Annotated in this window: 16 protein-coding genes; 9 read left to right on the forward strand and 7 right to left on the reverse strand. The window is 55.3% G+C overall.

The window, feature by feature from the left end; genetic code table 11:
- Positions 1-86: 86 nt before the first annotated feature.
- Entirely contained in the window at positions 87-2699 is a 2613-nt protein-coding gene (gene pepN, locus BH714_RS03670) for an aminopeptidase N (protein WP_040017068.1), read from the forward strand.
- A gap of 43 nt (positions 2700-2742) precedes the next feature.
- Here pepN and ssuB read toward each other — a convergent pair whose 3' ends face one another.
- From ssuB to ssuE, 5 genes are read right to left on the reverse strand one after another with little or no spacing between them, the layout of a single operon-like run.
- Positions 2743-3513, reverse strand: a complete 771-nt coding sequence (ssuB, locus tag BH714_RS03675; RefSeq protein WP_040017069.1) for an aliphatic sulfonates ABC transporter ATP-binding protein — start codon at positions 3511-3513, stop codon at positions 2743-2745.
- A complete protein-coding gene (gene ssuC, locus BH714_RS03680; RefSeq protein ID WP_040017070.1) occupies positions 3510-4301 on the reverse strand; it encodes an aliphatic sulfonate ABC transporter permease SsuC in 792 nt (263 codons plus the stop codon). Before ssuC ends, ssuB begins: the two co-directional genes overlap by 4 nt.
- A 9-nt stretch (positions 4302-4310) precedes the next feature.
- Positions 4311-5456 carry an FMNH2-dependent alkanesulfonate monooxygenase gene (gene ssuD / locus BH714_RS03685; RefSeq protein WP_014169416.1) on the reverse strand — a complete coding sequence of 382 codons (1146 nt, stop codon included), beginning with the start codon at positions 5454-5456 and terminating at the stop codon, positions 4311-4313.
- Positions 5453-6415, reverse strand: coding sequence for a sulfonate ABC transporter substrate-binding protein (locus BH714_RS03690; protein WP_020884802.1), 963 nt, complete (start codon positions 6413-6415; stop codon positions 5453-5455). The genes ssuD and BH714_RS03690 overlap by 4 nt, the downstream gene beginning before the upstream one ends.
- A complete protein-coding gene (gene ssuE, locus BH714_RS03695; RefSeq protein ID WP_040017071.1) occupies positions 6408-6983 on the reverse strand; it encodes an NADPH-dependent FMN reductase in 576 nt (191 codons plus the stop codon). The genes BH714_RS03690 and ssuE overlap by 8 nt, the downstream gene beginning before the upstream one ends.
- 249 nt (positions 6984-7232) lie before the next feature.
- Here ssuE and pyrD point away from each other — a divergent pair, with 249 nt between their 5' ends.
- On the forward strand, positions 7233-8243 hold the full coding sequence (gene pyrD / locus BH714_RS03700; protein WP_020884800.1) for a quinone-dependent dihydroorotate dehydrogenase: 1011 nt from the start codon (positions 7233-7235) through the stop codon (positions 8241-8243).
- Between the two features lie 165 nt (positions 8244-8408).
- A complete protein-coding gene (zapC, locus tag BH714_RS03705; protein ID WP_025204541.1) occupies positions 8409-8951 on the forward strand; it encodes a cell division protein ZapC in 543 nt (180 codons plus the stop codon).
- On the opposite strand, the gene BH714_RS03710 is transcribed toward zapC, so the two are convergent.
- Complete coding sequence (locus BH714_RS03710) at positions 8948-10057, reverse strand: YcbX family protein (protein ID WP_040017072.1); 1110 nt, start codon at positions 10055-10057, stop codon at positions 8948-8950. The genes zapC and BH714_RS03710 overlap by 4 nt on opposite strands.
- Before the next feature lie 98 nt (positions 10058-10155).
- On the opposite strand from BH714_RS03710, the gene rlmKL reads away from it, so the two are divergent.
- The 6 genes from rlmKL (at position 10156) to rmf (ending at position 18084) form a co-directional block, all read left to right on the forward strand.
- On the forward strand, positions 10156-12264 hold the full coding sequence (gene rlmKL, locus BH714_RS03715) for a bifunctional 23S rRNA (guanine(2069)-N(7))-methyltransferase RlmK/23S rRNA (guanine(2445)-N(2))-methyltransferase RlmL (RefSeq protein ID WP_040017073.1): 2109 nt from the start codon (positions 10156-10158) through the stop codon (positions 12262-12264).
- A gap of 12 nt (positions 12265-12276) precedes the next feature.
- A complete protein-coding gene (locus tag BH714_RS03720; RefSeq protein WP_014169423.1) occupies positions 12277-14184 on the forward strand; it encodes an ABC transporter ATP-binding protein in 1908 nt (635 codons plus the stop codon).
- Between the two features lie 13 nt (positions 14185-14197).
- A complete protein-coding gene (gene pqiA / locus BH714_RS03725) occupies positions 14198-15451 on the forward strand; it encodes a membrane integrity-associated transporter subunit PqiA (protein WP_020884797.1) in 1254 nt (417 codons plus the stop codon).
- 4 nt (positions 15452-15455) lie between these two features.
- Entirely contained in the window at positions 15456-17096 is a 1641-nt protein-coding gene (pqiB, locus tag BH714_RS03730; RefSeq protein WP_020884796.1) for an intermembrane transport protein PqiB, read from the forward strand.
- Positions 17093-17659, forward strand: a complete 567-nt coding sequence (pqiC, locus tag BH714_RS03735) for a membrane integrity-associated transporter subunit PqiC (protein WP_025204538.1) — start codon at positions 17093-17095, stop codon at positions 17657-17659. Before pqiB ends, pqiC begins: the two co-directional genes overlap by 4 nt.
- 257 nt (positions 17660-17916) lie before the next feature.
- Positions 17917-18084 (forward strand): ribosome modulation factor, encoded by a 168-nt coding sequence (gene rmf / locus BH714_RS03740; protein WP_013097261.1) that lies wholly within the window; start codon positions 17917-17919, stop codon positions 18082-18084.
- A 72-nt stretch (positions 18085-18156) separates the two neighbouring features.
- On the opposite strand, the gene fabA is transcribed toward rmf, so the two are convergent.
- A complete protein-coding gene (gene fabA / locus BH714_RS03745; protein ID WP_014169427.1) occupies positions 18157-18675 on the reverse strand; it encodes a bifunctional 3-hydroxydecanoyl-ACP dehydratase/trans-2-decenoyl-ACP isomerase in 519 nt (172 codons plus the stop codon).
- Between the last annotated feature and the right edge of the window lie 20 nt (positions 18676-18695).

The following is an 18695-nucleotide window of genomic DNA, read 5'->3' on the forward strand; positions in this document are numbered from 1 at the left end:
GAAAAGATGAACATTCTGCATAGCGCGTTTTACACAACAGGAATAGACTGGATTCGTTATTCGACAAACGATGCATAAGGTTTTCTATGACACAACAGCCACAAGCCAAATACCGCCACGACTACCGTGCGCCGGATTACCTGATTAGCGATATCGATCTGACTTTTGACCTGGATGCCACTAAAACCGTTGTCACGGCGGTAAGCCAGCTCACACGCCAGAGCGCGACGGCTGTGCCGCTGCGTCTGGATGGTGAAGACCTGACGCTGGTCTCCGTGCAGATCAATGATCAAGCATGGTCTGACTATAAAATAGAAGGCAACCAGCTGATTATCGACAACCTGCCGGAACGCTTTACGCTGCGCATCGTGAATGAAATCAGCCCGGCTGCCAACACGGCGCTGGAAGGGCTTTACCAGTCTGGCGTGGCCCTGTGCACCCAGTGTGAGGCCGAAGGTTTCCGCCACATTACCTGGTATCTTGACCGCCCGGACGTGCTGGCACGCTTTACAACGAAAATCATCGCCGATAAAACCCTCTATCCGTTCCTGCTTTCCAACGGCAACCGCGTAGGTGAAGGCGAGCTGGAAAACGGTCGCCACTGGGTACAGTGGCAGGATCCGTTTCCGAAACCGTGTTACCTGTTTGCGCTGGTGGCGGGTGATTTCGACGTGCTGCGTGATACGTTCAAAACCCGTTCAGGCCGCGACGTCGCGCTGGAGTTGTTCGTCGACCGCGGCAACCTGGACCGCGCGCCATGGGCGATGACCTCGCTTATCAACTCCATGAAGTGGGATGAAGAGCGCTTTGGCCTCGAGTATGACCTCGACATCTATATGATCGTTGCTGTCGACTTCTTCAACATGGGCGCGATGGAGAATAAAGGTCTTAACGTCTTTAACTCCAAATACGTGCTGGCACGTACCGATACCGCGACCGATAAAGATTACCTGGATATTGAACGCGTCATCGGACACGAGTATTTCCATAACTGGACCGGAAACCGCGTCACCTGCCGTGACTGGTTCCAGCTGAGCCTGAAAGAGGGCCTGACCGTCTTCCGTGACCAGGAGTTCAGTTCCGATCTGGGTTCCCGTGCGGTGAACCGCATTAACAACGTGCGCACCATGCGTGGCCTGCAGTTTGCGGAAGATGCCAGCCCAATGGCACACCCTATCCGTCCCGATAAAGTCATCGAGATGAATAACTTCTACACCCTGACGGTGTACGAAAAAGGGGCGGAAATTATCCGTATGATCCATACCCTGCTGGGTGAAGAGAACTTCCAGAAAGGGATGCAGCTCTACTTCGAGCGTCATGACGGCAGCGCAGCCACCTGCGACGATTTTGTGCAAGCGATGGAGGATGCGTCTAATGTCGATCTTTCCCATTTCCGCCGCTGGTACAGCCAGGCCGGGACGCCGATTGTCACCGTCAAAGACGACTACAATCCGGAAACCGAGCAGTACACCCTGACCATCAGCCAGCGCACGCCGCCAACGGCAGAGCAGGAAGAAAAACACCCGCTGCACATTCCGTTCAGTATTGAACTGTATGACAACGAGGGTAACGTGATCCCGCTGCAGAAGGGCGGTCATCCGGTCCACCACGTCCTGAACGTGACCCAGGCGGAACAAACCTTTATCTTTGATAACGTCTATTTCCAGCCGGTTCCCGCGCTGCTGTGTGAATTCTCTGCGCCCGTGAAACTGGAGTATAAGTGGAGTGACCAGCAACTGACGTTCCTGATGCGCCATGCGCGCAATGACTTCTCACGCTGGGATGCGGCGCAAAGCCTGCTGGCGACCTACATCAAGCTGAACGTTAATCGTCATCAGCAGGGCCAGCCGCTGTCGCTGCCGGTTCACGTTGCGGACGCATTCCGCGCAGTCCTGCTGGATGAGAAGATTGACCCGGCGCTGGCGGCTGAAATTCTGACGTTGCCATCCGCAGGCGAAATCGCCGAACTGTTCGACATCATCGATCCGATTGCCATTGTGGCGGTGCGTGAAGCGCTGACCCGTACGCTGGCGAACGAGCTTGCAGACGAATTCCTCGCAATCTACAACGCCAATAAGCTTGACGCTTATCGTGTGGAACATGCTGACATCGGTAAACGTTCCCTGCGTAACACCTGCCTGCGTTATCTGGCCTTTGGTGAGCGCGAGCTGGCAAACACGCTGGTGAGCAAGCAGTATCACGAAGCAGACAACATGACCGACGCGCTGGCCGCCCTGGCTGCAAGTGTTGCCGCCGAACTGCCGTGCCGTGATGCGCTGATGCAGGAGTACGATGACAAGTGGCATCAGGATGGTCTGGTGATGGACAAGTGGTTCATCCTGCAGGCCACCAGCCCGGCGGCCGATGCCCTCAGCAATGTACGCAGTCTGCTGAAGCATCGCTCCTTCACCATGAGCAACCCAAACCGCGTACGTTCCCTGATTGGTGCGTTTGCCAGCAGCAACCCGGCGGCGTTCCATGCGGAAGATGGCAGCGGTTATCAGTTTATGGTGGAAATGTTGACCGAGCTGAACAGCCGTAACCCACAGGTGGCGTCACGCCTGATTGAGCCGCTGATCCGTCTGAAACGCTATGATGCACAGCGCCAGGCGAAAATGCGTGCTGCGCTTGAGCAACTGAAAGGGCTGGAAAACCTGTCTGGCGATCTGTACGAGAAGATCGCTAAGGCACTGGCCTGATCGAAAGACCCATCCTCCCTCTCCCCGTGGGAGAGGGAGGATGTCACCCGTGAGCCGTCATTAACGCTCGCTCGCTGACCCCGCGCTTCATCACCCGATTCAGCACTTCCGCCTCCAGCTCTGCCAGTCTTACCGACCCTACGCGGCGCGGACGCGCAATATCGACCGTGACATCAAGACCGATTTTCCCTTCTTCTATTAGCAGCACGCGGTCTGCCATCGCGACGGCTTCGCTCACGTCATGCGTCACCAGAAGTACCGTAAAGCCATGCTTTTGCCAGAGTGCGGCAATCAGGTCCTGCATTTCGATTCGCGTCAGGGCGTCGAGTGCGCCGAGTGGTTCATCCAGCAGCAACAAGCCCGGACGATGTATCAGCGCCCGCGCCAGCGCCACGCGCTGCTTTTGCCCGCCGGAGAGCGCCGCAGGCCATTCACCCGCACGGTTTTCCAGCCCTACGGCGGCCAGCGCCTGGCGGGCTTCATCCCGCCAGTTGCCGTTGAGGCCCAGTCCGACATTATCAATCACCGTTTTCCAGGGCAGCAGGCGCGCGTCCTGAAACATCATGCGGGTATCGTCCTGAATAGTGGCCAGCGGTGTCGCGCCTGCCAGAATTTCGCCGCCGTTGGGGGATTCCAGCCCGGCTAAAAGGCGTAACAACGTACTCTTGCCGCCGCCGCTGCGGCCCACAATGGCGACAAATTGTCCGGCAGGAATATGCAGGTCCAGCGCGTTGAGAATCGTGTTTTCGCCATAGCGCTTCGTGACACCGTTAAGGAGCAGCGGTGTACCCTGAGTCAGTCGGGCAGTATTCATGCTTTAGCCTCCTGTGAAATATAGGCTGGATTCCAGCGCAGCCAGCTGCGTTCCAGCCACTGGGCGCTGACGTCGGCAAGTTTGCCGAGCAGGGCATAGAGGATAATGGCCACCACCACCACGTCCGTTTGCAGGAATTCGCGGGCGTTCATCGCCAGATAGCCAATCCCTGAGTTTGCAGAGATGGTCTCTGCCACAATCAGCGTCAGCCACATCAGGCCGAGCGCAAAGCGCACGCCGACCATTATGGAGGGCAGGGCGCCCGGCAGGATCACATGGATAAAGAGGGCAAAACCGGACAGGCCGTAACTGCGTGCCATTTCGACCAGTCCGCGATCGATGTTGCGGATCCCATGCCAGGTATTAATGTAAATCGGGAACAGCGTGCCCAGCGCGACGAGAAAAATTTTGGCGCTCTCATCAATACCAAACCATAAAATGACCAGCGGAATCAGCGCCAGATGCGGCACGTTACGCAGCATCTGAATGGAGGTATCGAGCAGCCGCTCGCCCCAGCGAGAAAGCCCGCTGATCAGACCCAGTACCAGGCCGATGCTTCCACCAATCGAAAAACCAATTACCGCACGCCATGAGCTGATGGCCAAATGCTGCCAGAGTTCGCCGCTGACGCTCAGCGACCAGAATGCCTCTATTACGCCCTCCGGAGAGGGCAGAATACGGCTCGACAGCCAGCCGGCAGAAGACGCGAGTTGCCAGACAAGCACAATGCCAACGGGTAAAAACCATGGGGCGGCACGTAGCAACCATTTTTGTGAGGGGGCATTCATGGCAACTCCTTAGCTTTGTGCTGCTCTTCGCGGGATAAACTCGTTAGCCACGGCTTCGCCCTGAAGCTGGAGCTGGCGGGGCTGCGGTACGTCCGGGATGGCGACATCCAGATGCGGGAATAACAGCTCGCCCACTTTGTAGGCCTCTTCCAAGTGTGGATAACCGGAGAGGATAAAACTGTCGATACCCAGGTCCGCGTATTCATTGATCCGCGCAGCCACAGTTGGACCGTCGCCGACCAGCGCGGTACCCGCACCGCCGCGCACCAGACCGACGCCCGCCCACAGGTTCGGGCTGATCTCCAGATTCTCGCGCTTACCGTTGTGCAATGACGCCATTCTGTGCTGGCCGACGGAGTCGGTTTTCGCAAACGCCGCCTGAGCTTTAGCGATAGTCTCATCATCCAGATGCGCGATCAGCCGGTCGGCCGCCTGCCAGGCTTCTTCATTGGTTTCACGCACAATCACATGCAGGCGAATACCAAAGCGTACCTTGCGACCATGCGCTGCCGCTTTGGCGCGCACCTGGGCAATTTTCTCTTTGACCAGCTCGGGCGGCTCACCCCAGGTGAGGTAGAGATCAACCTGTTCTGCCGCCAGATCCTGCGCCACATCTGATGAGCCGCCGAAGTAAAGAGGAGGGCGCGGCTGCTGCACCGGCGGGAAGTAGAGCCTGGCGTCGCGAACGTGAATATGTTTACCTTCGAAGGTGACGGTTTCCCCCTCCAGCAGACGTCGCCAGACGCGGGTGAACTCGGCGGACGCTTCATAGCGTTCGGTGTGATCGAGGAACACGCCGTCACCCGCCAGCTCCTGCGGATCGCTTCCGGTGACCAGGTTAAACAGGGCCCGGCCGTTAGAGAGCCTGTCGAGCGTTGCCGCCTGGCGCGCCGCGACGGTCGGGGAGACCACGCTCGGACGCAGTGCCACGAGGAACTTCAGGCGTTGGGTCACGGGGATCATCGATGCGGCTACCAGCCACGCATCCTCGCACGAGCGTCCGGTGGGGATCAGTACGCCGGTAAAACCGATTCGGTCAGCTGCCTGCGCAATCTGCTGCAGATAGCCGTGGTCAACCGGGCGTGAACCCTCTTCTGTGCCAAGATAGTGTCCATCACCGTGGGTGGGTAAAAACCAGAAAAGATTCAGACTCATGATTTGGTTCCTTCTTTGCCTGCGGGTTGCCAGATGCGTTCGCGAATATTCACCTGTTTTGGAACAAGGCGATTTTGATAGAAGAGATCTGCGGTTTGCTGCTGCAGCGCAGCGACGTGTGCGTCCACCGGGGTAATGGTGGTCTGTGGACGGTGATCGAGATAGCTCGCGATCACCGGCTCAGGTAAGCCCATGGTTTTCGCCAGCAGGGTAATGCTTTCCTGACGTTGGCTTTGCGTTAGCGCATCCGCCTGAGTAAAGGTGTTGAGAACATCCTGAATAAAAGCGCCATTCTTTTCCGCATACGGGCGCGCGGCGAGATAGAACGAGCCGGTTTGTTTCAGCGTGGTGCCATCTTTTAATACCCGCACGCCACCCTGCAGTAAAGCTGCGGAGTAGTAGGGATCCCAGATAGCCCATGCGTCGACATTGCCCTGCTGGAAAGCGGCGCGAGCATCAGCCGGCGTCAAATAGACGGGTTGAATGTCGGTGAATTTAAGCCCCGCCTCCTGCAGGGCCCGCAGCAGCAGGTTATGCGAGCTTGAGCCTTTCTGGAATGCAACCTTGTGGCCTTTGAGATCGGCGACTGTCTTAATGGTGCTATTTTCAGGGACCAGAATGACCTCAGCCTTCGGCTTGGCCGGCTCAACGCCGACATAAACCAGGTCGGCCCCCGCCGCCTGCGCGAATATTGGCGGAATATCCCCGGTGCTGCCGAGGTCGATGCTTCCGACATTCAGGGCTTCCAGCATTTGCGGGCCAGCAGGGAACTCAATCCAGGAGAATGTGGTCTTCGGGAAGCGTTTTTCCAGAAGCTGATGGCTTTTAGCCAGCACCATACTGACGCTGCCTTTCTGATAGCCGATGCGTAAATGTTCAGGCGCCGTCTCTGCCGCGTGGGCCAGCGAGGTGAGCGCCAACAGCCCGGCCAGTCCGAGACGGGTTAATCTTTTAAACATGAGCGACTCCCTGTGATTGGTTAAACGCCGGGGCGTGGATATCTTTGCGGTGCAGGGCATGCCAGAAGGTTTCCAGGGCGCTGTCGAGACGGGTTTGCAGATTCGGCGTGAAGTGAGGCTTGTGTTGATAATCGATAACCTGCGAGTCGTCGGCAAAGACGCCGTGGAGGATCTCCTGCGCTTTTAGCGCATTGAGTACCGGCTTGAGGGCATAATCCACCGCCAGTAAATGGGCCACCGTGCCGCCCGTTGCCAGTGGCAGGACTACTTTGCCGTCCAGCGCACGTTCAGGCAGCAGATCGAGCAGGGTTTTCAGGGCCCCGGAAAACGAAGCTTTATAGATAGGCGTCGCCACGATTAAGCCATCAGCCCCTTTAAGCTGTTCAGTCAGCGTTTGCAGCGCCGGACTGTCAAAACGGGCGTAGAGCAGATCCTCGGGGTCGAAGTTATGCAGATTCCAGTGGCATACTTCCACATCCAGAGCATTGAGCTTTTCACGGGCATATTCCAGCAGCGCGCTGGAGCGAGAGGGGAATCGTGGACTTCCGGCCAGGGTTATGACGCGCATGCATGCTCCTTATAACTAATTGTTTGCTTTTATCTAACATTCATAACAATTTTCAGGAGTGTGACACTGCTCGGTTATTCCACTAAATGATTTATCTGCAATTAAAATGCGAAAAAGCGCATAAGAACGGGGCTGCGAGGTAAACGATTGCGTCTAACGGTGTTTTTTTTGCCACAGGTCAATTCCCTTTCCGGGCCGGATCGCACATAATCCCCTCCCGGTTTGCACACCGGGAATCCAGGAGAGTTCATGTACTACCCCTTCGTTCGTAAAGCCCTTTTCCAGCTCGATCCTGAGCGCGCTCATGAATTTACATTCCAGCAGTTACGTCGTATTACCGGAACGCCGCTGGCCGCACTGGTGCGTCAAAACGTGCCGGAAAAACCTGTGCAATGCATGGGCCTGACCTTTAAAAATCCGCTGGGTCTCGCGGCGGGTCTGGATAAAAATGGTGAGTGCATTGATGCCCTGGGCGCGATGGGCTTTGGCTCCATCGAAATCGGTACCGTCACGCCGCGTCCGCAGCCAGGTAATGATAAGCCGCGTCTGTTCCGCCTGGTCGAAGCCGAAGGGCTGATCAACCGCATGGGCTTTAATAACCTCGGCGTTGATCACCTTGTTGAGAACGTAAAAAAAGCCCATTTTGATGGTGTATTAGGCATCAATATTGGCAAAAATAAAGACACGCCGGTAGAGCAGGGTAAAGATGACTATCTGATTTGTATGGAAAAAGTCTATGCCTACGCGGGGTATATTGCGGTGAATATTTCCTCACCAAATACCCCGGGTCTGCGCTCTTTACAATATGGCGAAGCACTGGACGATCTTCTGAGTGCCATTAAAAATAAACAAAATGAGCTCCAGGCGATCCACCATAAATATGTTCCGGTCGCGGTTAAGATCGCACCGGATCTTTCTGCTGAAGAATTGATCCAGGTTGCCGACAGTTTAGTTCGCCATAATATTGACGGGGTGATTGCGACCAATACCACACTCGATCGCTCGCTCGTTCAGGGAATGAAAAACTGTGACGAAGCGGGTGGGTTAAGTGGACGTCCGGTACAATTAAAAAGCACAGAAATTATTCGTGCCCTGTCAGCAGAATTAAAAGGACGACTGCCGATTATTGGCGTCGGTGGTATCGACTCCGTGATCGCGGCTCGCGAGAAGATGGCGGCGGGTGCCTCACTGGTGCAAATCTATTCCGGTTTTATTTTTAAAGGACCGCAGCTGATTAAAGAAATCGTTACTCATATCTAATCTTTTCTCTTTATCAGACAACCAGGGCTTTATTTCCAGCCCTGGTTGTTTTATATTCCGTCATTGTTGCTTATTTAGTCATTATAGTCTTTTATTAATGGTGTTATAAACGAAGCGGCGAACAGGACATTTTTAGTACAGGAAGTTTGGGGACGGGAGAGAAACATGCGAATTAAACCTGACGATAACTGGCGCTGGTATTTTTGTGACGAGCATGATCGCATGATGCTCGATTTAGCCAATGGTATGTTGTTTCGTTCCCGTTTTGCTCGCCGAATGTTAACCCCGGACGCCTTCTCCCCGTCAGGCTTTTGTGTTGACGACGCTGCGCTTTATTTCTCCTTTGAAGAAAAATGCCGCGACCTGGTGCTTTCTAAAGAGCAGCGTGCCGAACTGGTATTAAATGCGTTAGTGGCTATTCGATTCCTGAAACCGCAAATGCCGAAAAGCTGGCATTTTTTACCGCACAGCATGAACTGGACCCCCGCCACCGGCGATGCGGCGAGTGTAAACCTGAGCGATACCGCTGAAGAGGTGAGCCTGCTGGTGGTTGAGCCTGGCGAAAATGCCGCACTCTGTCTGCTGGCCCAGCCCGGTGTGACCATTGCCGGGCGGACGATGCAACTGGGGGATGCCATTAAGGTAATGAATGACAGGCTGAAACCGCAGCAACGCGTAGACGCTTTCAGCCTCGAGCAGGCCGTTTAAGCTTCCAGCTGTACCGACGTTTTCGGAATACAGCTGCAGCACAGAATTGTACCATCATCGCCAATCGCGGATTTTTTCAGCGCGCTGACTTCCCCTTCGACCAGCTTGATTCGACAGCACCCACAGATGCCTGCCCGGCAGGAGTAAGGTACGCGGATCCCCGCTTGTTCCAGCTGTTCAAGTAAAACCTGCTGATTGTTGCCGCGGATAACGGTGCCCTGCCAGTGAATGTCTACGGGCGAGCTGGCCGGCGTCTCAACGTCGACGAACTCATCTTCCTGACCTGCGCCGTACACTCTTGCGGGTCCACGGGCGAGAATTTCGACTTCGTCGCCCACGCGGATGACGCCGCTTGAGCGCGGAATGAGGTTCTGGCCGAAATCCACATCGCCATTGTCCTGCGCTGTGCGGAATGACTGCAGGGTTTTTAACGGCTCGCCGGAAGGGTGTTTCTGGCCTTTTTCGGGACTGACGGTGGTAAAGATACAGCGGCTGCAGGGCTTCACGACATCAAATACCACGCTGCCGATACGGATCACTTTCCAGGTATCCTCTTCCCAGGCGTCAGCGCCTGTAACAACCAGGTTGGGACGAAACTGCTCCATCTGAACGCTGGCTTTACAGCGACGCTGCAGGTCGCGCAGGGAGGCGTCGTTAGTCAACAGGAAGGGGAAGCCGTCCGCGAATGAGAGCGGGACCGCCTCGTGGCGCTTAACGCGCCGCGTCAGCGCCGGGCCGACCCAGCGCAGCTGCACATCCCGGGAGAAGAAGCCGCTCAGCCAGCGGTTAATGTCATCCGGGGCGATGCGCGCGGTAAAATGATTGCCCCACACTTCCGTTGGCGCTTCGACAGGCGCAAAATCAGCAAAGCGGATCACCACGCTGGAGCCATCCGGCGCGGTGAGATGCAAACCGTCATAAAGCGGGGAAGGGGTAAAGCGAACCATTTGTGGGAACTGGCGTGCGGTAATGAACGTACCGTCAGGTTCGGTGACCATAAAGATACGATCGAAGGCAAATCCGCTCATGTCGGCCAGCGCGTGTGAAACGCCGATCCCGCGCATGGATTTCACCGGATGAATAAAAAGCCTGGATAACGTCGCCACTGCACAGCCCCTCGAATGAAAATAAGCCTTCAACTTTATGACATACACGCCATATTAGCTATAATGCGCGACAATTTTCTAAGAGTAAAAGTGACGATATGAATTCTCTGTTTGCCAGTACGGCCCGTGGGCTGGAAGAGCTGTTAAAAACTGAACTGGAAACCCTGGGCGCGCAAGAGTGCCAGGTGGTTCAGGGTGGTGTCCATTTTGAGGGCGACACACGGCTTATTTACCAGAGCCTGATGTGGAGCCGTCTGGCATCACGCATCATGCTGCCGATGAAAGAGTGCAAGGTTTACAGCGACCTTGACCTCTATACCGGCGTACAGATGATCGACTGGACAGAGATCTTCTCCCCGAATGCCACCTTTGCCGTGCACTTTAATGGCGTGAACGATGAAATCCGCAACAGCCAGTACGGTGCCCTGCGCGTTAAAGACGCCATTGTGGACTGCTTCACGCGTAAAAATAAGGAACGCCCAAACGTCGATCGTGAAAATCCCGATCTGCGGATCAACGTCTGGCTCAACGGCGACACCGCCAGTATCTCTCTGGATCTGAGCGGCGCGGGTCTGCACCTGCGTGGTTATCGCGATCGTACCGGTATGGCGCCCATCAAAGAGACTCTCGCCGCCGCCATCGTGATGCGTTCCGGCTGGCAGCCAGGCACACCGCTGCTCGACCCGATGTGTGGCTCCGGTACGCTGCTGATTGAGGCCGCTATGCTGGCCACCGACCGCGCACCGGGCCTGCACCGCGGCCATTGGGGCTTCAGCGGCTGGGCGCAGCACGATGAGGCGCTGTGGAAAGAGGTCAAAGACGAAGCGCAGACCCGTGCACGTAAAGGTCTGGCGGAGTACACCTCCCATTTCTACGGCTCTGACAGCGACTCACGCGTCATTGAGCGTGCGCGCAGCAACGCCCGCCGTGCCGGTATCGGCGAGCTGGTCACCTTCGAAGTGAAAGACGTGGCGAACCTGACCAATCCGCTGCCAAAAGGCCCATACGGTACCGTTATCAGCAACCCGCCTTACGGCGAGCGTCTTGATAGCGAACCGGCGCTGATTGCCCTGCACAGCCTGCTGGGCCGTAATATGAAAAATGACTTTGGCGGCTGGAACCTGTCGCTGTTTAGCGCCTCGCCAGAACTGCTGAGCTGTCTGCAACTGCGTGCCGAACGCCAGTTTAAGGCGAAAAACGGCCCGCTGGACTGCGTGCAGAAAAACTACCATCTGGCCGAGAAAGCGGCGGACAGTAAACCATCGGGTGTGGCGGAAGATTACGCTAACCGCCTGCGTAAGAATCTGAAGAAATTCGAAAAATGGGCGAAACAGGAAGGTATCGAATGTTATCGCCTGTATGATGCCGATCTGCCGGAGTACAACGTGGCGGTTGACCGTTACGCTGACTGGGTTGTGGTGCAGGAATATGCGCCGCCAAAAACGATTGATGCACAAAAAGCGCGTCAGCGTATGCTGGACGTGATTGCGGCAACAATTTCGGTGCTGGGCATTGCGCCTAACAAACTGGTGCTGAAAACCCGTGAGCGTCAGAAAGGGAAAAATCAGTATCAGAAAATGGGTGAGAAGGGTGACTTTATCGAGGTGGGCGAATACAACGCGCGCCTGTGGGTTAACCTGACCGATTATCTGGATACCGGTCTGTTCCTTGACCACCGTATCGCCCGCCGCATGCTGGGCCAGATGAGCAAGGGTAAAGACTTCCTGAACCTGTTCTCCTATACCGGCAGCGCCAGCGTGCATGCTGGCCTTGGCGGCGCGCGCAGTACCACCACGGTGGATATGTCCCGTACTTACCTGGAATGGGCAGAACGTAACCTGCGCCTGAACGGTCTCACCGGGCGTCAGCATCGTCTGATGCAGGCTGACGTGCTGGGCTGGCTACGCGAAACGAACGAACAATTTGATCTGATCTTCATCGATCCCCCAACGTTCTCTAACTCCAAGCGTATGGAAGATAGCTTTGACGTTCAACGCGATCACCTGCGCCTGATGACCGACCTGAAACGCCTGCTGCGTAAGGGCGGTACCATTATGTTCTCGAATAACAAACGCGGCTTCCGCATGGATCATGAGGGGCTGGCTGCTCTGGGGCTGAAAGCACAAGAAATTAGCCAAAAAACGCTGTCCCAGGACTTTGCCCGTAATCGTCAGATCCATAACTGCTGGTTGATCTCCGCGGTCTGAAAGGAATAATACATGTCTTTAATTAGTATGCACGGCGCGTGGCTCTCTTTCAGCGACTCGCCGCTTCTCGACAATGCAGAACTGCACATCGAGGACAACGAGCGCGTCTGTCTGGTCGGCCGTAACGGCGCGGGTAAATCCACGCTGATGAAAATCCTCAACCGCGAACAGGGCCTGGACGACGGGCGTATTGTTTACGAGCAGGATCTTATCGTCTCTCGCCTGCAGCAGGATCCGCCGCGTCACGTGACCGGCAGCGTTTACGATTTTGTTGCCGAAGGTATCTCTGAGCAGGCCGAATACCTGAAGCGTTATCACGAGATTTCTCACCTGGTGATGACCGACCCGAGCGACAAGAATCTTAACGAACTGGCGAAAGTGCAGGAGATGCTCGATCACCACGGCCTGTGGCAGCTCGAAAACCGCATCAATGAAGTGCTGGCGCAGCTCGGACTGGAACCGGACATGGAGCTGTCGGCGCTTTCAGGCGGCTGGCTGCGTAAGGCCGCGCTTGGCCGCGCGCTGGTCAGCGGGCCGAAAGTGCTGCTGCTGGATGAACCGACGAACCACCTGGACATCGAAGCGATAGACTGGCTGGAAGGGTTCCTCAAAACCTTCAACGGGACCATTATCTTCATCTCCCACGACCGTTCGTTTATCCGCAATATGGCCACGCGTATTGTCGATCTCGATCGCGGCAAGCTGGTGACCTACCCTGGCGATTACGATACCTATCTGCTGGAGAAAGAAGAAAACCTGCGTGTGGAAGAGTTGCAGAACGCTGAATTCGACCGCAAGCTGGCGCAGGAAGAGGTCTGGATCCGTCAGGGCATCAAAGCACGTCGTACCCGTAACGAAGGCCGCGTTCGCGCGCTGAAAGCGATGCGTCGTGAACGCAGCGAGCGCCGCGAAGTGATGGGCAGCGCCAGAATGCAGGTTGAAGAGGCCTCCCGTTCCGGCAAAATTGTCTTCGAAATGGAAAACGTCAACTATCAGGTTGATGGCAAAGTGCTGGTGAAAGACTTCTCCGCACAGGTTCAGCGTGGGGATAAAATCGCGCTGATCGGGCCGAATGGCTGCGGTAAAACCACGCTGTTGAAGCTGATGCTGGATCAGCTGAAGCCTGACAGCGGCCGCATTCACTGCGGGACTAAGCTCGAAGTGGCTTACTTCGACCAGCACCGTGCGGAGCTGGATCCGGACAGAACGGTGATGGATAACCTGGCGGAAGGTAAACAAGAGGTGATGGTTAACGGTAAGCCGCGCCATGTGCTGGGCTACCTGCAGGACTTCCTGTTCCATCCGAAACGTGCGCTGACGCCGGTACGCGCGTTGTCAGGCGGTGAGCGAAATCGTCTGCTGCTGGCACGTCTGTTCCTGAAGCCAAGTAACCTGCTGATCCTCGATGAACCAACAAACGACCTGGACGTGGAAACGCTCGAACTGCTGGAAGAGCTGATCGACGGCTATCAGGGAACCGTGATGCTGGTAAGCCACGACCGTCAGTTCGTCGATAACACCGTGACCGAGTGCTGGATCTTCGAAGGTGAAGGGCGAATCGGACAGTATGTGGGCGGCTATCACGATGCGAAAGGACAGCAGTCGCAGTCTCAGGCGCTAAAACAGGCTAAATCCAGAACCAGTTCCGAACCTGCTGTAACAAAAGCAGAAACTGTCAAGAAAACCTCGGTTAAACTAAGCTATAACCTGCAGCGCGAACTGGAAGGACTCCCTCAGCGTCTTGAAGAGCTGGAAGCCGCACTTGAAGATCTGCAGGCGCAGGTCGCTGATGCGTCATTCTTTACCCAATCGCATGACTATACTCAAAAAGTACTGGCAGAACTGTCCGCGGCTGAAAAAGCCCTGGAAGAAGCATTTGAGCGCTGGGAGTACCTTGAGTCTCTGAAGAACGGCGCATAAACAGGGATACAATATGTGTGACCAGCACCATGCCGACAGGCATATATTATGCTCTCAATGCGATATGCTCGTGGCGTTGCCAGAGCTTGGTCACGGACATAAAGCCCTGTGTCCCCGTTGCGGTACGACGTTGACAACCGAGTGGGACGCACCAAGGCAGCGTCCCACTGCTTATGCGCTGGCGGCGTTGTTCATGCTGCTGCTTTCCAATCTCTTCCCCTTCATTTATATGAAGGTGGGAGGGATGACCAGCCAGGTCGATTTGCTTGAAATTCCGGGGGTTATGTTCTCGGAAGACTATGCCAGCCTCGGCACCTTTTTCCTCCTGTTCGTACAGATCGTCCCGGCTTTTTGTCTGGTCGTCATTCTGTTGCTGGTGAACCGCGTTGCGATGCCCCTCGCGCTTAAAATCTGGCTCGCGCGTATCCTGTTCCAGTTAAAAAGCTGGGGTATGGCCGAAATCTTTCTGGCGGGAATCCTGGTCAGTTTCGTCAAACTGATGGCGTATGGCGATGTGGGTATCGGCAGCAGCTTTGTTCCCTGGTGTCTGTACTGCGTGCTGCAACTGCGCGCCTTCCAGTGCGTGGACAGACGCTGGGCGTGGGACGATATCGCGCCGGCACCGACGCTGGTGCAGACGGTAAAGGTGGGGGTGCCAGGCATTCGTCAGGGGCTTCGTTCTTGCCCATGCTGCACCGCTGTGCTGCCAGCCGATCTGGATGTGTGCCCGCGCTGCGAAACAAAAGGATACGTGCGACGTAAAAATAGCCTGCAGTGGACAATGGCGCTGCTGGTGACTTCCATCATGTTGTACCTGCCGGCCAATATCCTGCCGATTATGATCACCGATTTGCTCGGTGACAAAATGCCCTCGACAATCCTTGCCGGGGTAATACTGCTGTGGGGTGAAGGCTCCTATCCCGTTGCGGGGGTGATCTTTATTGCCAGTATTATGGTACCCACGTTAAAAATGATCGCTATTGCCTGGCTCTGCTGGGATGCGAAAGGCCATGGCAAACGCGACAGCGAACGCATGCACCTGATTTATGAAGTCGTCGAGTTTGTTGGACGCTGGTCAATGATTGATGTTTTTGTTATTGCCGTTCTCTCTGCACTGGTGCGGATGGGCGGATTGATGAGTATTTATCCCGCGATGGGGGCATTAATGTTTGCGCTGGTCGTTATTATGACCATGTTCGCGGCCATGACCTTCGACCCTCGTTTATCGTGGGATCGTGAGCCTGAATCAAGCCATGAGGAACAGTAAGAGCATGGAAAATAAGAGTGGAGAGGCGAAAGTGCAGAAGGTCAAAAACTGGTCGCCGGTGTGGATTTTCCCCATCGTGACCGCGCTGATCGGTGCATGGATCCTGTTTTATCATTACAGCCATCAGGGACCGGAAGTGACGCTCATCACCACCAATGCCGAGGGGATTGAGGGCGGTAAAACGACCATCAAAAGCCGCAGCGTCGATGTGGGCGTGGTTGAAAGCGCAACCCTGACCGACGATTTAACCCATGTGGAAATCAAGGCACGCCTGAACGCGGGCATGGAAAAACTGCTGCACGGTGATTCAGCTTTCTGGGTGGTCAAGCCGCAGGTAGGACGTGAAGGGATCAGCGGCTTAGGTACGCTGCTCTCCGGTGCCTACATTGAACTGCAGCCGGGTAAAAAAGGAAGCCAGCCGGCGCAATACCAACTGCTTGACTCACCACCGCTTGCGCCGCCAGATGCGAAAGGCATCCGCGTGATCCTGGACAGTAAAAAAGCGGGCCAGTTAACGGCGGGCGATCCCGTGCTGTTCCGTGGTTATCGCGTGGGATCGGTTGAAACAAGTACCTTTGATCCGCAAAAGCGCACCATCAGCTATCAGCTGTTCATCAACGCGCCAAACGATCGGCTGGTCACCAGCAACGTCCGTTTCTGGAAGGACAGCGGGATCGCGGTTGATCTGACGTCAGCGGGAATGCGCGTGGAGATGGGCTCCCTGACCACGCTGTTTGGTGGCGGTGTAAGCTTTGATGTGCCGGAAGGGCAAGATTTGGGACAGCCGGTTGCAGAGAAAACGGCGTTCAGGCTCTTTGACGATCAACGCAGCATTCAGGACGCACTCTATACCGATCACATCGACTTCCTGATGTTCTTTAAAGATTCCGTCCGCGGCCTTCAGCCGGGCGCCCCTGTTGAATTCCGCGGCATTCGCCTGGGTACGGTGGGGCAAGTTCCGTTCTTTGTACCGGGTCTGCAGCAGGTACTGGATGACGATTACCGCATTCCGGTGCTGATTCGCATTGAGCCGGAACGTCTGCTCAACCAGATTGGCGAGAATCAGGATATTGGTACGCATATTACCGAACTGATGAACCGGGGTCTGCGTGGGTCGTTGAAGACGGGCAACCTGGTGACCGGTGCGCTGTATGTGGATATGGACTTCTATCCAAAAGCCCCGCCGATTACCGGTATCCGGGAGTTCGGTGGTTATAAGATCATCCCGACGGTGAGCAGCGGCCTGGCACAGATCCAGCAGCGTCTGATGGAGACACTGGATAAGATTAACAATCTGCCACTGAATCCGATGATTGAAGCCGCGACCAGTTCGCTCAGCGAAAGCCAGGCAACGATGCGTCGCCTGCAAACTACGCTGGATAACATCAACAAGATCACCGCAAGCCAGAGTATGCAGCAGCTGCCGCAGGATATGCAGAAAACGCTGCGTGAGCTTAACCGCAGTATGCAGGGCTTCCAGCCTGGCTCGGCGGCGTACAACAAGATGGTGGCAGATATGCAACGTCTTGATCAGGTCTTGCGTGAACTGCAGCCGGTTCTGAAAACGCTCAATGAGAAGAGCAACGCGCTGGTGTTCGAAGCGAAAGATAAAAAGGATCCTGAGCCTAAGAGGGCAAAAGAATGAATAAATGGCTATTAATGGTTGGCGCTCTGCTGTTAACGGCGTGCAGTTCAGGCGTGGAGAACAAGAGCTACTATCAGTTGCCTCTTGCAGCGCAAAACGGGGTACAAAGTACCGCCAGTCAGGGAAACCGTCTGCTGTGGGTTGAGCAGGTTGCCGTGCCGGATTATCTGGCAGGCAACGGCGTGGTCTACCAGACCAGCGACGTAAAATACGTGATTGCGACAAACAACCTGTGGGCCAGCCCGCTGGATCAGCAGCTGCGCAACACGCTGGTGGCCAATTTGGGCAGCCAGCTTCCGGGTTGGGTTGTCGCGTCGCAGCCGCTGGGTAACGACCAGGATACGCTGAACGTCACGGTTACGGGTTTCCATGGCCGTTATGACGGTGCGGTGGTGATTAGCGGAGAGTGGTTGCTGAACCATCAGGGCCAGATGATTAAGCGTCCTTTCCATCTTGAGCTGAAACAGCAGAAAGATGGCTACGATGAAATGGTGAAAGTGCTGGCCCAGGGGTGGGCGCAAGAGTCGGCCAGCATCGCCAGGGAGATTTCCCGGCTGCCATAAGTAAAATTCATCGGTAAAAACCGCAGTCGGCCTGTTGCTGATTGCGGTTTTTTTTTCAGTTTCACTTCAGACCGTTACTTGTGCCGGGTCACAATTTTTGTACAAATGATCTTCCAGGTAGCTCACAAATATGACACCCGTATGAATTTTGAACATTGACGCTGCGACTAATTCGGGGTATTCGTTATCTGTGCCTGCGCAAGTTTGTGCAGACACTGTTTTCTTTCCACCAGACAAAAGAATGAGGGAAACGAGGCATGAAGAGACAGAAACGAGATCGCCTGGAACGGGCTCATCAACGTGGTTATCAGGCCGGCATCGCTGGACGATCTAAAGAAATGTGTCCTTATCAGACGATAAATCAAAGGTCACAATGGCTTGGAGGCTGGCGAGAAGCCATCGGCGACAGGGCACTCATAGCCTGATAACGTCTCTTTCAAAAAAAGAAACCTCCGCACTGCGGAGGTTTCGCCTTTATGGGGTCGCTCAACGCGAAATCAGAACGCGGAAGTGTCCTGGAACAGACCCACTTTCAGGTCGTTTGCGGTATAAATCTGACGACCGTCTACCAGCACTTCGCCATCTGCCAGGCCCATAATCAGGCGCCGGTTAACGATGCGTTTGAAGTGAATACGATAGGTCACTTTCTTCGCAGTAGGCAGAACCTGTCCGGTAAATTTCACTTCGCCCACACCCAGCGCACGGCCTTTACCTTCACCACCCAGCCAGCCCAGATAGAAGCCAACCAGCTGCCACATTGCATCCAGACCCAGACACCCAGGCATTACCGGATCGCCAATAAAGTGGCAACCGAAGAACCACAGGTCCGGATTGATATCGAGTTCTGCTTCTACGTAACCCTTATCGAAGTTGCCGCCGGTTTCGGTCATTTTCACGACACGGTCCATCATCAGCATGTTCGGGGCCGGTAACTGTGGGCCGTTAGCGCCAAACAGTTCACCGCGACCAGAGGCAAGAAGGTCTTCTTTTGTATAGGATTCGCGTTTATCTACCATGTTCTCAGTAAGCCTTATTT

Source organism: Enterobacter ludwigii, from assembly GCF_001750725.1.
GTDB classification, from domain to species: domain Bacteria; phylum Pseudomonadota; class Gammaproteobacteria; order Enterobacterales; family Enterobacteriaceae; genus Enterobacter; species Enterobacter ludwigii.